The organism is Leisingera sp. F5 (genome assembly GCF_001593695.1).
Window position 1 is genome coordinate 95,985 of sequence record NZ_LUKH01000018.1, and the last position, 13,329, is coordinate 109,313.

Consider the following 13,329-nt stretch of genomic DNA (forward strand, 5'->3'; position numbering starts at 1 on the left):
ATGGCGGAGGCGGTTTCCCTTGCAGGCGTTCTGGACCGGTTCGGCAGCAGGGTGACGCTGGACGAAACCGCAGCGGATATGCCGTGCCTTTGGGTGGCGCCGGAAGAGTTGACGGAGCTGTGCCTGTTCCTGCGCGATGATGCAGGCCTGCAGTTCAATTTCCTGTCCGACATCTGCGGCGTGGATTTCCACCCGGAGGAGCCCCGTTTCCTGCTGGTCTATCACCTTGCGTCGATCCCGAACCATTGGCGGCTGCGGCTGAAATGCCGTCTGGGCGATCCGCCTGCGGCGCCGACCGTCACCCCGGTCTGGACCACCGCCAATTGGCACGAGCGCGAGACCTACGACATGTACGGCATCCATTTTGACGGCCACCCGGACCTGCGGCGGCTATATATGTGGGACGGGTTCGATGGCTACCCGATGCGCCGCGACTTTCCCTTGCGCGGCTACAAGGACGACATGAACCCGCTGGGCGTTGAGCGGACGGAAAACGGAGGCGGGGCATGACCGAAGTCACCACCCTGCAAGAAACTCCGACAGACAGCGGCTATGCCCGCGAAGTGCTGATGAACCTCGGCCCGCAGCATCCCAGCACCCATGGCGTGCTGCGCCTGCTGCTGCAGATGGACGGCGAGATTGTCGAGCGGATTGAGCCGCATATCGGCCTGCTGCACCGGGGCACCGAAAAGCTGTTCGAAAGCTTCACCTACACGCAAATATTTCCGCTGACCGACCGGCTGGACTACCTCTGCCCGCCGTCGAACAACCTCGGCTACGCGCTGGCGGTCGAGGCGCTGCTGGGGATCGAGGCGCCGGTCCGCGCCCAGTACATAAGGGTGATCATGGCGGAACTGTCCCGCATTTCCGGCCACTTGCTGATCTCCGGCGCCTTGCCGATGGATGTCGGCGCGATGACTTCGCTGCTTTATACCATGCGTGACCGCGAGATGGTGATGGACTTGATGGAGATGATCAGCGGCGTGAGGATGCACACCTCCTTCTGCCGGGTCGGCGGCGTGCGCGAGGACCTGCCCGAGGGCTGCGAGGAACGGATCCTGGAATTCTGCGATATCTTTGCCGACCGGATCTCCGATTATGAAACGCTGCTCAAGAACAACCGGATCTTCCTGGCCCGGGTCGAGCACATCGGCAATATCGCCGCCGAGGATGCCATCGCACTTGGCCTGAGCGGGCCGAACCTGCGCGCCTCTGGCGTCGACTGGGACCTGCGCCGCGACGCGCCTTATGAAATCTACGACCGGCTGGACTTCAAGGTCATCACTCGCAAGGACGGTGACTGTTACGACCGCTGGAAATGCCGCCTGGACGAGATGCGCGAAAGCCTGAGCATGATCCGGCAATGCGTCGAACAGATGCCCGCAGGCGACATTCTGGTCGATGATCCCAAGATCGCCTTCCCGGTGGACAAGGACCTGCTGGCCCATTCGATGGAGACCCATATCCACCACTTCGAACTCGCCGCTTATGGCTTCAAAGTGCCCAAGGGCGAGATCTATCAGGCGATCGAGGCACCCAAGGGGGAGCTCGGCTATTACCTGATTTCCGACGGCAGCGAGAAACCCTTCCGGCTCAAGGTGCGCGCGCCGTCATTTGTGAACCTGCAGGCGCTGACCGAACGCACCACCAACATGAAATACCTGGCTGATGTGATCGCCATGCTCGGCAGTCTCGATCCGGTGATGGGGGAGGTCGATAAATGAGCGATGACCGAACCGTTGCCAGCATCAAGCAGACGCTCGGCCCGCAGGTGCAGGAGGCCGCAGCGCGCTACCCTGTCCGGCGCAGCGCCATCATGCCGTCGCTGGACCTGGCGCAAAAGGAATACGGTGTCGTCGATGGCACCATCTACCAGGCCATTGCCGAATTGCTGGATGTGCCGGAAATCTGGGTGTTCGAGGTCGCCAGTTTCTATACCCTGTTCGACCGGGCCAGGGCGGGACGCTATCACCTGCAGCTCTGCACCAATGTCTCCTGCATGCTGGCCGGAGCTGAGGAACTGCTGGAAGAGCTGCAAATGCATTTGGCGGCGGAGCTTTGCGCCAACGGGCTGTTCAGCTTGAGCGCGGTCGAATGCCTGGGCGCCTGCGACAAGGCGCCGGTGCTGATGGTGAATGAGGACTACATCGAAGACATCACCCCCGCCAAACTGGAGGCGCTGCTGGCGGCGCTCCAGCGCGAGGCGCAAGAGCAGGCGGCAAAGGAGGGTGCGGCATGAGCGATCTGGTCCTTTTGCGCAATATCGACAACCCGGATGCGCCGGACATCGCGGCTTATGAAGGCTGCGGCGGCTATGAGGGGCTGCGTCTTGCCCTACGTGATTTTGCGCCGGATCAGGTGATCGAAACCGTCAAGGACTCCAGCCTGCGCGGCCGCGGCGGGGCCGGCTTTCCCACCGGCATGAAGTGGAGCTTCGTGCCCAAGGACAGCGGCAAACCGCATTACCTGTGCTGCAACGCGGATGAGGGCGAGCCGGGCACCTTTAAGGACCGCATCCTGATGGAGCGCGATCCGCATCAGCTGATCGAGGGCATGGTGATCGCGGCCTATGCGATTGGCGCCAACACCGCCTATCTTTACATCCGCGGCGAATACGGGCTCTCGATCCGGCAATGCGAACAGGCCATCGCTGCGGCCTATGCCAAGGGCTATCTCGGCAAGGACATCCTAGGTAGCGGCTTTGACCTGGACATTCACATCCACAAGGGCGCCGGCGCCTATATCTGCGGCGAGGAAACCGCGCTCTTGGAATCCATCGAGGGCAAGCGCGGCCAGCCCAAGCTGAAACCGCCGTTCCCGGCGGTGGCGGGGCTGTATGAATGCCCCACCGTCGTCAACAACGTCGAAACCCTCGCCTGCCTGCCGCATCTGTTCCGCCGCGGGGTGGAGTGGTTCACCTCGATCGGCCCCCAGGACGGGCCGGGTCCCAAGCTGTTCTGTTTCAGCGGCCAGGTGAACCGCCCCGGCGTCTATGAGGCGCCGATGGGGATGCCCTTGGGAGAAATGCTGGAGGTCTATGGCGGCGGCGCCCTCAGCGGCCGGTTCAAGGCGGCGATCCCCGGCGGGGTGTCGGCGCCGATGTTCCCCGAAAGCGGCTTTGACGTGAGGATGGATTTCAGCTCCCTGGCGGCGGCGGGGAGCATGCTGGGCTCGGCCGGGGTGATCGGCTTGGACGAGACCGCCTCAATTCCCCGGGTGGCGCGGCGGATCACCGAATTCTTCAGTCACGAAAGCTGCGGCAAATGCACCCCCTGCCGCGAGGGGCTGACCTGGGCCGCCAAGATCCTTCGCCGGATCGAGGCGGGCGAAGGCGCAACCGGCGATGTGGATCAGCTGAAAATGCTCTGCGGCAGCATCTTCGGCAAATCCTTCTGCGCGCTTGGCGACGGCGCGGCCTGGGCTTTGGGGGCGGCGTTGAAACACTTCCGGCCCGAGTTCGAAGCGCTGATCAAACCGCAGACCATGGCGGGATAGGGAGTATGGCGATGGTGACATTCACCCTGGACGGGCGGGAAATGCAGGTCGAACCGGGCACCACGATCCTGCAGGCAGCGCGGGCGGCGGCGATCGAAATCCCCACATTCTGTTACCAGGAGCGCCTGTCGATCTCCGCCTCCTGCCGGATGTGCCTGGTCGAGATCGAGGGCCGGGGCAAGCTGGAACCCTCCTGCGCCACCGCCGTGGGAGAGGGCATGGTGGTTCACAGCCATTCGGACAGGGTGGTGGAAACCCGCGAGGACATGCTGGAAATCCTGCTGGCCAACCACCCGCTGGACTGCCCGGTCTGCGACAAGGGCGGTGAGTGCGAACTGCAGGATACCGTGTTCGAATATGGCCGCGGCAGCTCGCGGCTGCGCGATCCCAAGCGGGTATTCCGGGATCGCGACATCGAGCTCAATCAGGTGATTGTGTTCAACGCCAATCGCTGCATCCAGTGCCAGCGCTGCGTTCGCATCTGCGAGGAGATCGTCGGCGACGTGGCGCTCGGCACCGGTGAACGGGGGCTGGATTCCGAGATCACCGGCACCGGCAACAGCCTCAAGGACTGCAGCCATTGCGGCAATTGCATCGAAGTCTGCCCGGTCGGCGCGCTGATGAGCATCCCCTACCGCTACAAGGCGCGGCCATGGGACCTGCAGCGCACCGAAACCATCTGCGGCATGTGCGGCACCGGCTGCAGCCTGACGGTGGAAACCCGCGACGGAGCCTTTAAGCGCGTCAAGAGCAGGTTTGACACTGGGATCAACGGCGAATTGCTTTGCGCCAAGGGGCGGTTCGGGTTTGATGCCATTGACGGCGGCACCCGGATTCTTGAGCCGATGATCCGGAAAGACGGCCACCTGACACCGGTCAAATGGCAGGAAGCCATCGGTTTTATTGCCGCGAGTGCCCGCGAAGTCCAGGTGCGCGGCGGCGCTATCCGGGGGCAGATTTCACCGCGGCAGACCAACGAAACAGCCTTTATGTTCCAACGGCTGATGCGGCGGGTCTTCAAGTCCGGCGACATCACGTCCAGCAGCCGGTTTGACGGGTTGCAGGAGGATGGCGCAATCGAGGCGCTGACGCTGGCAGCAGGCAAGCTGGCCGCCCGTAGGCCATTGGCAACCTTGCTGCAGGCCGATTGCCTGTTCCTGCTGGGGTCTAATGTGACAGAAGAAAACCCGGTCACTGGTTATCTGATCCGTGCGGCGATGAAGGATCATGGCAAACGCCTGGTGATCGCCTCTTCCCGGCCCGGCAGCCTGGACGGTCTGGCCACCGCCAAGCTGCGCCTGAGACCTGGATTGGAGGCGCAGCTCCTTGCCCTGCTGACCGAAGGGGCCGGCGAGGCGGCTGATGACTCGATGGCAGAATTCGCCACTGCCGCAGCTCCAATTCTGGCAGAAGCGGACAGCATTTCATTACTCGTTGGAACCGAATTCCTCCGCAGCCTTGCCGCTGCCGCCGTGCTGCAATGGCTGGCTCATGCGGTTGCACATTTCAGGGCCGAAGGTAAGGCCGTGCAACTGCAATTTCTGTTCGACCGGCCCAATCAGCTTGGCCTATGGGACATGGGCTGCCTGCCCGGGGTGCTGCCCGGTTGGCTGCAGTGCGAGCGGGGCACCGCACCACTGAGTGGCAGGCAAGGACTGTTCTATGTCCTGGGCGCCGATCCGGCCTCTGGCTCGTACGGCCGCTTCTTGCGGGATACTGATTGCCTGGTTGTACACAGCACGCATATGAACAAAACTGCGGAATTGGCAGATGTTCTGCTGCCGGCTCCGTCCTATGGTGAGGAAAACGGCACATTCACCAGCAATGAGGGGCGTGTTCAGCAGGTTCAAGCAGTCCGGCCGGCCCTTTCTGACAGGCTAGCTCCATGGCAGGTGTTCAAATTGATCGCCGAAGCCATGGGCAAGGATTTGCAGCTATCTGAAGCGGACCAGATCCTCGCAGCCATATCTGCAGAAGCCTCTGGATTTGGAGTGTTCGAACAAGAAAATTCTGCTGATGCGCCCGCCCAAGTATCGCAGGCGCCAATACTGCCGCCGTTCACTGCCTGCAGCGACTTCACCGCTTCTCGGCACTTTCTGATTACCGGTGACAGCCTGTTTCAGTCCGGAAAAATGTCTTCCCGTTCAAAGTGTTTGTCCGCGTTGAGCGGTGAACCGTTTGTGGAAATGAACCCGGGCTGTGACCATGTTGCAAACGGCAGAACCTTTGTGCGGATTACCAGTAATGGAGAAAGTTATTCTGCTCCTCTGAAAATAAACAAAGCCTATGATCAGAGGCTTGTGTTTGTCCCGGAAAGTTTTCTGGCACAGCAGAGCGCAAGCTTTCTTTCTGATGCGGATTACCCCCCGGAAGTAACGGTGGAACTTTATAATCCAGGCAAATGAAGCCATTGGCTGTAATGCTGGCGACCCCTTCCCAGGCTGAATTCTTGCATCGAATGAACCCTGGCTAGGAAGTGACCGAACCATCAGCACCGCCTGGCGAGGAGTCCCCGATGGAGACCAGCGCACGGAAAGTGATTGTGCCTGGCGGCGGTTCGCGCAGCCCCTCAGCCGACAGTGCGGGACCGCCGCCGCTTCATGTCAGGCCTGCGGCAGATCCACGGTCTGGCCACGAACGTGAACCAGATTGCCTATGCAATGAACCGCGGGGTCTTCACCGGGAACAGCTACGCACCAACCAGAAGTGAAGTGGAGCAGCTGCGCGGTGAGGTGGCGGAGCTGCGCCAGCAGGTGCGCGACTTTGCCCGGGGACGGCTGGCGTTTCAGCTGGGTCTTGAGGAAGAGGAGCTTGCAGATTGAGCGACTTCAAGGACACCTATGGATTTCAGGACTGCTGGCCGCCCCGGAGGGGCCGCATGGTGCGGAACGCGGCGTCCGGCTTTTTTGTTGCAGAGACTGACAGGGACAACAGCTCTCAGGAGTTCAAGCCGGGCGTGCAAGCAGACCAGGCCACGTTTTCTGCCCGGGGCGGGCAGACAATTACTGCGGCTGACAAGGCGCGCCTGGCGCGGGTGGTCAAAGGCACGACGGAGGTCATGGTGAAGGTGACCAAGCCAGCCAAGACCGACAAGCACGGGAACCCGATCAAGGTCACGCGGGGAACTGAGGCGCGTGCGGCGTACTAGCCCTCAGGGACAACAGCCGATAGTAATCCGCCCAGGCGTCTGTGGACGGCCTCGCTGATGGCTTCAATTACATCGGGTGGGAAACCCGCCGGCATGGACTCTGCTGCTGTTTCGAGCGCCTTGGGTGCACGCTCTGCAATGTCTTCAATGAGGCTGCTCGCACGTTTTTTCGAGAGCCCCGCCCGCATGGCCGTTTGCACGAAATGCCGCCCGTGAATCTGGTCGAAGCGATAATGGCGGCTGTTTCCCACCGACATCGCCATTTTCATCTGCTTGCGCTCGATCTGGCGGGCGTTCAGCGCAGGCTGGGCAGTCAGGATGTCATAGAGCGGGGTCATGCGGTAGCTGCCACCCGGACTGAGAAACACGCTGAAGTTCTTGGCATGGCCGTCTGTTGCGCCGATCAGCCAGAAGACCAATTGAGCCTTCAGGAAGGTTTCCTGATCTTCGAGGGGCGTATCGCTGCCTTTGAGCAGGCCGAGTATGTCGGCCATGCCCGGTCCGCCCTCATTCTGGTATTTTAGGGTTGGCGGTACGGACAGAGCTTGGCAGCAGTCTTCCTGCGGCAGGCGCAGGAGGCGTCCGTCCTTTGTCCAACGGCGGTCGAAACGCTCTATCACAAGGGCTTTGGTATCCCCGAAGGTTTCAATAGCGGCGTTGTTTACCGGCAGGCCGAAGGCTGCTGTGAGTTTGAGGCAGTAGTATTCGTTCTCGACGCTGTCCGAGAGATCAATGCCGCCGGGCAGTTCGCCAATCTGGGTTTTGATGAGATGTGTGGTTGGGGTCGCGCGGTGCGGCTTGATCCATTGCCCGTCATGCCGAAGCAGGGCGGTTTTTTCTTGTGCGCCCGCCACGGAAATCCGGAACGCGTCATCTCCCGTAAGGCCGAGGGGTGCTTGGCTCAGGCCTTTCAGGATGTTCTCGATGGCCCCGGCATCAACCGTTTCGCCCTCCAGCTTGCCGGTGGCGTCGGGCGCATAGTCATCCCCCGCGATGAATTGCAGCGCGCCTACACAGTCATGGCCGATCTTGGTCAGCATATTATAGGCGTCAATGCCTCGGGCGCCGACTTTTTCGGCAACAAGGCGGCGAAGCTTGTCCGAGTCAGGTAATAGATTCTCGAAAACCGCCGCAACAGGCTCCCCCCGATACAGCGTTTCGCGCAATGGCAGCGAAAGTGAGACAGGCAAGGCGTGCTCCCAGGTCAGCCAGTCGTGGTGATAGACAAAGCCGATGGCACCGCTTCTTTCACGGGTGAGTGTTCCGACGCGACGGTTGTTCAGGTAAATCCGCAATGGCATATATGCGGGGCGCCGTCCCATTAGAAAAGCTCCTCGATATCCTGCCCGTGCCCTTTGGTGCGCTCGCCGATCCTGAATTCCAGGTCAAGAGCTGCAAGGACGGCCAGGATGGTGTCGAGCTTCGAAAGCTTTTCGCCGGTTTCGACTTGGGAGATCGTGGCCTGGCGCAACCCAGCGCGTTCAGCAAGTTGCGATTGTGACCAGCAGCGCTTTTTGCGCGCGCGCTGGATGATGGAGCCGATCTGTTTGGGTGTGCGCGCGAGTTCTTTCATGCGAATGAAAATACGATATAGCGAATAAATTTGCAATATACGCTGTAGGGAGTAATCTTAAATTATACGCTCAAGCGAGTAAGTTAGCTTTATGCGCCGTAACGTATGAGACGCACTGACCTGGGAAAGTTTGAAGACGCCGGCTGGGTCTATTCCTATTTCGCACGGCTGAGGCGGGTTAGGCATCGTTGAGAGTCCACACATAACGCAGCAAGCTGCCGGAGCGAATTTTCATATGTCCGGCCACATGACCCTGTATACCTATGAAAACAGCTCCGAAATGTGGATAGCCGAATGGCTGGTTTTTCCTGAAGTCGCTGACCTCAGAAAAATTTCTAGCGCAGGCAGGATCAACATGCCAGCCCCGACAACGGCCCACACTTTCTCATGTTAGATCCTGTGCCCCTAGCTTTCCGGGATGATACAGACCGTTGAAAGTGAGCTCCTTGCAGAGCAGCAAATGGGATTCAGAAAGGAAAAGGAACCGCCTTTGGCCGTGTGTGCAGTCCAGGTCGCCCCGTGCGGCAGCGAAGTGCAAGAAGCGCCCATTGCAAACTTGGCCGTTTGACGCAACCGACCGAGGATATGCTGCGGCGTAGTTGGCAGATCCTGCCGTTCGCTGCGACTGCGAAGCATTGAGACTGGTGAACTCACACATTCGGGAGATTTTGTTGAAAAACTCCAAAATGTGAAAGTCGTGGTTTTTCGCAGAAATCGCATGACACGCAAAAGTCACGCCAGATTGCGGATCCCAGATTGTGAGGTGGCGCTACAGGGCCGAAGGATGGAATTGGCCGACCCCCTCGCCGAATTCGGCAACCCGCCCTGTGCTGCAAAAAATTTCAGCAGTTTGCGCCGAATTCGGAGTTTTTCAACAAAATCGGGACTTTGCTGCCTTTCGCTGCACCTGCTTGGATTCCGCTGCGTCCGCTGCGTCCGCGCGGGTTTCGGGAGGTCGGGCGGTGTCCGGAAGTTCGCTGCAAATGCGAAACTTTGGTATATTTGCGCGGAGGCGGACATTGACCGTCGTGCAATTTTGATTGGGCTCAACCTCCTCAGTACAGTGGACAGCACGGTGGCTGAATTCACACACAGGCGTCCCGGTCCCAGGGCGGCACCTCACCGCCAAGATGTTCCAGGACGAAATCAATGAACACCCGCACCTTGGCGGGCAGATAGCGGCGCTCCGGATAGAGAGCATAAAGCGTCTGTGACGGCAGCCTGCAGTGCGGCAGCACCCGGACCAGCCGCCCCGCCGCCAAGTCCGGGCCGGCGGTGAACGTCGGGAGCCGGCCGATCCCGGTCCCGCCCAGGATCGCCTCCCGCAGCGCTTCGCCGTTGTTGACACTGTAGCTGCCGCCGGGCCGGAAGGTCTCCACATCGCCGCCGCAGTTGAAAACCCACTCCTGAAAATCCCTGCTATAGGAATACTGCAGGCAGTTGTGGCGGTGCAGATCACTGACCGTTTCCGGCACGCCGTGGCGCTCCAGATATTCCGGGGCGGCAACCAGAACGTTGTGCAATGGCGCAATCTTGCGGGCCACCAGCGCGGAATCCGCCAGCGTGCCGCCGCGCAGTGCCAGGTCGAACCCGTCCGCAATCAGATCTGCCACCCGGTCATCCATCACCATGTCCACAGACACGCCGGGATAGCGCGCCAGAAATCCGCAGATCAGCGGCGCCACATGCAACCGCCCGAACGCCATCGGCACATTCACCCTCAGACGCCCCTTGGGTGCCTCCTGCAGCGCCAGCACGCTGTCTTCGGCCTCTTGCGCCGCCTCCTGCGCCCGGACCGCATGGGCATAGAAATGCTCGCCCGCCTCGGTCAGGCTGACGTTGCGGGTGGAGCGGTGAAACAGCTGCGCCCCCAGCCGCTTCTCGATCTGGGTAATCCGCTTGCTGACCGCGGACTTGGTCACCCCCAGCCGCCGCGCCGCTGCGGCAAACCCCTGTGTTTCGGCAACCGCCACGACCACCGGGATATCTCCCATTCCTTCCATTAGCTATCTCCGGCTTGGGTGAGTTTTTCTCAACATTAGGTTTCACCTTAGACCGATTATCGCGCCAACGGAAACGCCTTACCTTTGCCTGGTCATCAAGGAGATGAACCATGGCAAAGATGCTGATCGACGGTGTGCTCACCGAAAAGCCAAAACCCGGCGACGGGGTGTTCCGCCGCATGAGCAGCGGCTTCCGCGGATGGGTCGAGCCGCGGCCGGACGCCGATTTCCCGACTGAAACGGGCCGCTACCACCTCTATGTGTCCATGGCCTGCCCCTGGAGCCACCGGACCACGATCCTGCGCGCGCTGAAGGGGCTGGAAGAGATCATCACCGTCACCCAAATGCTGCCGCTGGCAGGCCCTGACGGGTGGCAAATCGACACCTCGGCCCATGACCCGGCGGCCGGGGTGCCGCGGGATGAGTACCTCTATCAGGTCTATCAGCGGGCAGATCCCGGCCACACCGGCCCGGTCGCGGTGCCGGTTCTGCTCGACAAGCAGACCGGCCGCATCGTCAGCAACGATTCCGGCGACATCATGCGGATGCTGAATTCGGCCTTCGGCGAGCTGACAGATGCCGCCCCGGATTTCTATCCGCCGGAGCTGCAGCAGGAGATCGGCCGGATCAGCGCCGAAATCTATGCCCCGGTCAACAATGGCGTCTACCGCGCAGGCTTTGCCACCACCCAGGCCGCCTATGACACAGCAATCACCGCCCTGTTCGGCAAGCTGGACGAACTGGACGCCCTGCTCGGCACCCGCCGCTACCTGACGGGCGAGCGGATCACCGAGGCGGACTGGCGCCTGTTCACCACCCTTGTCCGGTTTGATCCGGTCTATGCGACCCACTTCAAGACCGACCGCAAGCGGATCGCCGGTTACCGCAACCTCGGCCCCTATCTGCGCGACCTCTACCAGGTGCCCGGCGTCGCCGGAACGATCGATATGGAGGCCATCCGCCAGCACTATTTCCTAAGCCACCGGCACATCAACCCGCATGGAATCATCTCTGCCGGCCCGGAGCAAGATCTTAGCCAGCAGCACGGGCGGGACGGCACAGCCCATCCCGCCTGACCCCGTCACCCGCAACCGGACCGGGGCCGCTTCCCCGAACACTGAACTGGAGAATTCCACTATGAAACTGTTTTCGAAACTTGCCCTCGCAGCCGCCGTGCTGTGGCTGCCCGCCCAAGGCTTTGCCGGCGCAGAGGACACTGCCGGCATCCTGAAACTGGAATACACCGACGGCCGCCCGGCCTCGGTCGGCGTGGAGGACGTGAACGCCGTGCTGCAGGGCATCGGGGTCCGCGTCAGCACCGTTGCGATCCCGGATCAAGCACTGCCGGTCCTTGAAGCTTCCCGCCGCCGCGCCATCACCGCGGAGGAAGAGGCGCAGCTGATCTCCGATTTCGCACTCAGCCGCAAAGACCTGCTGGCGGAAATCGCCGCTGCAGGACGGCAGCCTGCGGTCGAAAACGGCGGCTCCCTGACCACCTCTGAGCCGGGCGTCGCGCCTTATCCCAAGGTCTATGACATGAACAAGATGGACGCGGACACCCGGGTCTGGGTCCATAAGAAGTTCGGCCCGCTGCACATCAACCACGCCGAAGACGGCACCGGCATCGACGAGGTGATGACCATCGTAAGCGGCGGCGCCTGGGTCTGGTTCTTCGAACTGCCCGGCGATGTCATCGGCAAACTGACTCTGGGCCATGTCAGCCCGGAGGGCGAGGCCTGGCGCATCAGCTACCCCGGCATCCGCCCGCACGGCGGCTTCCTGGACCCGGACTATGGCCTGGTCGTCGCCTATGCCCACGGGCCGGAGCAGTTCGAGATCCATTTTGACGCGGACAATGTGGCCGGCTCCCGCCTGAACGGCACCAATGCCTGGATCGACATGTCCGGGGACAAGCCGCTGCTTCTTGATACCCCGCTGACCGGCAACTGACACTTCCCCGGCTGCCGGCGCCTGACCCGCCGGCAGCGCTTTCCCCTATCTTACAGGTGAAATGATGAAATACCCCGTTCTTACTATCAACTTCTTCCACGACGCGGTTTGCGGCTGGTGCTTTGTGATGTCCCCGAAGTTGCGCAAGCTGGCAGCCGAATTTCCAATCCGGGTGCGTCATCACACCTTTGTCCTGCAGGACACACCCGCCAAACTGGCCGCCGCCTTCGGCTCTGCAGAGAAAGCCAAGTCCGCCATTCTGGGCCATTGGGAGCGATGCGCCGAACATGACGAAGGCGGCCGCATCAATGTGGAGGGGATGCGCCGCCAGCGCTTTCCCTATCCCACCGGACTGCTGAGCGCCAAAGCCTGCAAAGCCGCAGAACTGCAGGCAGCGGACGCCGGGCACTGGGACTATTTTGATGCAGTGCAGGCGGCGCATTTGATAGAAAACCGAAATATCGCAGATGAAACCGTGCTGCTGGACGCGGCCCGCGCCTGCGGGCTGGATGCCGGTCGGCTGCGCAAGGACATACATAGTCCCGAAGTTGCGCAACTGGTTTCCCGGGACCGGCAGCTGGCTGCGTCCTGGCGGATCAGCGCGGTGCCGACGCTGGCGGTTTCCGGCGGCAAATGGCAGCTGCGCCATGGCTCGCTCAGCCAGATGCGCGCGGAGCTGGCTTTGGTTGTCTCTGATGAGCAGGCCAGAACCCCAGCTGGTTCAGATATGCAGTGATTTCGCTGCTAAGCGAATGCGGCTATTCGTAAATGACACAGAAATTATTAGCTTCTCGCCTTCTGCGTTCAGGGCTGGATCTGAGCGGCGCCCTGAACGAAGGTCTGCAACGGGCTGCTTGAAGTCGTTGTCTCCAGCGGCTGGTGTGGTGGAATTTTCCCGACCTGGGTCACCGCTTGGTTTGAAATTCTGCAAATGATTGCGAATGCCCTCTGTGGATGGCTCCTGCATTGCAAGACATTTTTTGGTGGTTTCAGCGGCGTTTTTGTCAGCACAGTCGTCTGTCCGGCCTGTTTTCGTGGCGGTCTGCCACTGGCCCTGATGATTTCCGCAAGCGAGGTTCCAATCGGCTCTACGGCCTCTTAGGGCCACGGACATTCCCGGAGTTTCCTGGCTCTTGGTTGACTTGATTCCGCATCATCAC

The 13,329-nt window shown here is 61.2% G+C and carries 14 protein-coding genes; 10 read left to right on the plus strand and 4 right to left on the minus strand.

The features are described from left to right. From A2I95_RS14280 to A2I95_RS14310, 7 genes are all read left to right on the plus strand, one after another. Positions 1-510 (plus strand): NADH-quinone oxidoreductase subunit C, encoded by a 510-nt coding sequence (locus A2I95_RS14280; protein ID WP_291730519.1) that lies wholly within the window; start codon positions 1-3, stop codon positions 508-510. Beyond that, positions 507-1,724 carry an NADH dehydrogenase (quinone) subunit D gene (nuoD, locus tag A2I95_RS14285; RefSeq protein WP_291730520.1) on the plus strand — a complete coding sequence of 406 codons (1,218 nt, stop codon included), beginning with the start codon at positions 507-509 and terminating at the stop codon, positions 1,722-1,724. Before A2I95_RS14280 ends, nuoD begins: the two co-directional genes overlap by 4 nt. Beyond that, entirely contained in the window at positions 1,721-2,239 is a 519-nt protein-coding gene (locus A2I95_RS14290) for an NAD(P)H-dependent oxidoreductase subunit E (protein ID WP_291730521.1), read from the plus strand. The genes nuoD and A2I95_RS14290 overlap by 4 nt, the downstream gene beginning before the upstream one ends. Beyond that, the gene (gene nuoF / locus A2I95_RS14295; RefSeq protein WP_291730522.1) at positions 2,236-3,495 is read left to right on the plus strand and encodes an NADH-quinone oxidoreductase subunit NuoF; all 1,260 of its coding nucleotides are present in this window, start codon (positions 2,236-2,238) and stop codon (positions 3,493-3,495) included. The genes A2I95_RS14290 and nuoF overlap by 4 nt, the downstream gene beginning before the upstream one ends. 5 nt (positions 3,496-3,500) lie before the next feature. Continuing rightward, complete coding sequence (gene nuoG, locus A2I95_RS14300; protein WP_291730523.1) at positions 3,501-5,900, plus strand: NADH-quinone oxidoreductase subunit NuoG; 2,400 nt, start codon at positions 3,501-3,503, stop codon at positions 5,898-5,900. Between the two features lie 195 nt (positions 5,901-6,095). Next, a complete protein-coding gene (mobC, locus tag A2I95_RS14305) occupies positions 6,096-6,317 on the plus strand; it encodes a plasmid mobilization relaxosome protein MobC (protein WP_291730524.1) in 222 nt (73 codons plus the stop codon). Next, on the plus strand, positions 6,314-6,643 hold the full coding sequence (locus A2I95_RS14310) for a hypothetical protein (RefSeq protein WP_291730525.1): 330 nt from the start codon (positions 6,314-6,316) through the stop codon (positions 6,641-6,643). Before mobC ends, A2I95_RS14310 begins: the two co-directional genes overlap by 4 nt. Here A2I95_RS14310 and A2I95_RS14315 read toward each other — a convergent pair. From A2I95_RS14315 to A2I95_RS14325, 3 genes are all read right to left on the minus strand, one after another. Next, on the minus strand, positions 6,640-7,965 hold the full coding sequence (locus A2I95_RS14315) for a type II toxin-antitoxin system HipA family toxin (protein ID WP_291730526.1): 1,326 nt from the start codon (positions 7,963-7,965) through the stop codon (positions 6,640-6,642). The genes A2I95_RS14310 and A2I95_RS14315 overlap by 4 nt on opposite strands. Next, positions 7,965-8,216 carry a helix-turn-helix transcriptional regulator gene (locus A2I95_RS14320; protein ID WP_291730527.1) on the minus strand — a complete coding sequence of 84 codons (252 nt, stop codon included), beginning with the start codon at positions 8,214-8,216 and terminating at the stop codon, positions 7,965-7,967. Before A2I95_RS14320 ends, A2I95_RS14315 begins: the two co-directional genes overlap by 1 nt. A 1,085-nt stretch (positions 8,217-9,301) precedes the next feature. Further along, positions 9,302-10,219 (minus strand): LysR family transcriptional regulator, encoded by a 918-nt coding sequence (locus A2I95_RS14325; protein WP_291730528.1) that lies wholly within the window; start codon positions 10,217-10,219, stop codon positions 9,302-9,304. Positions 10,220-10,329: 110 nt separating this feature from the next. On the opposite strand from A2I95_RS14325, the gene A2I95_RS14330 reads away from it, so the two are divergent. The 3 genes from A2I95_RS14330 to A2I95_RS14340 all read left to right on the plus strand — a co-directional run bounded on the left by A2I95_RS14330 (position 10,330) and on the right by A2I95_RS14340 (position 12,905). After that, the gene (locus A2I95_RS14330; protein WP_291730529.1) at positions 10,330-11,295 is read left to right on the plus strand and encodes a glutathione S-transferase family protein; all 966 of its coding nucleotides are present in this window, start codon (positions 10,330-10,332) and stop codon (positions 11,293-11,295) included. A 61-nt stretch (positions 11,296-11,356) separates the two neighbouring features. Beyond that, positions 11,357-12,169, plus strand: coding sequence for a hypothetical protein (locus A2I95_RS14335; protein ID WP_291730531.1), 813 nt, complete (start codon positions 11,357-11,359; stop codon positions 12,167-12,169). A gap of 61 nt (positions 12,170-12,230) precedes the next feature. Further along, positions 12,231-12,905, plus strand: a complete 675-nt coding sequence (locus tag A2I95_RS14340; protein ID WP_291730532.1) for a DsbA family protein — start codon at positions 12,231-12,233, stop codon at positions 12,903-12,905. Here the strand turns inward: A2I95_RS14340 and A2I95_RS14345 are convergent. Continuing rightward, positions 12,891-13,283: a hypothetical protein gene (locus A2I95_RS14345; RefSeq protein ID WP_291730533.1), complete on the minus strand. Its 393-nt coding sequence runs from the start codon at positions 13,281-13,283 to the stop codon at positions 12,891-12,893. The two genes, A2I95_RS14340 and A2I95_RS14345, sit on opposite strands and share 15 nt — an antisense overlap. Positions 13,284-13,329: the final 46 nt, after the last annotated feature.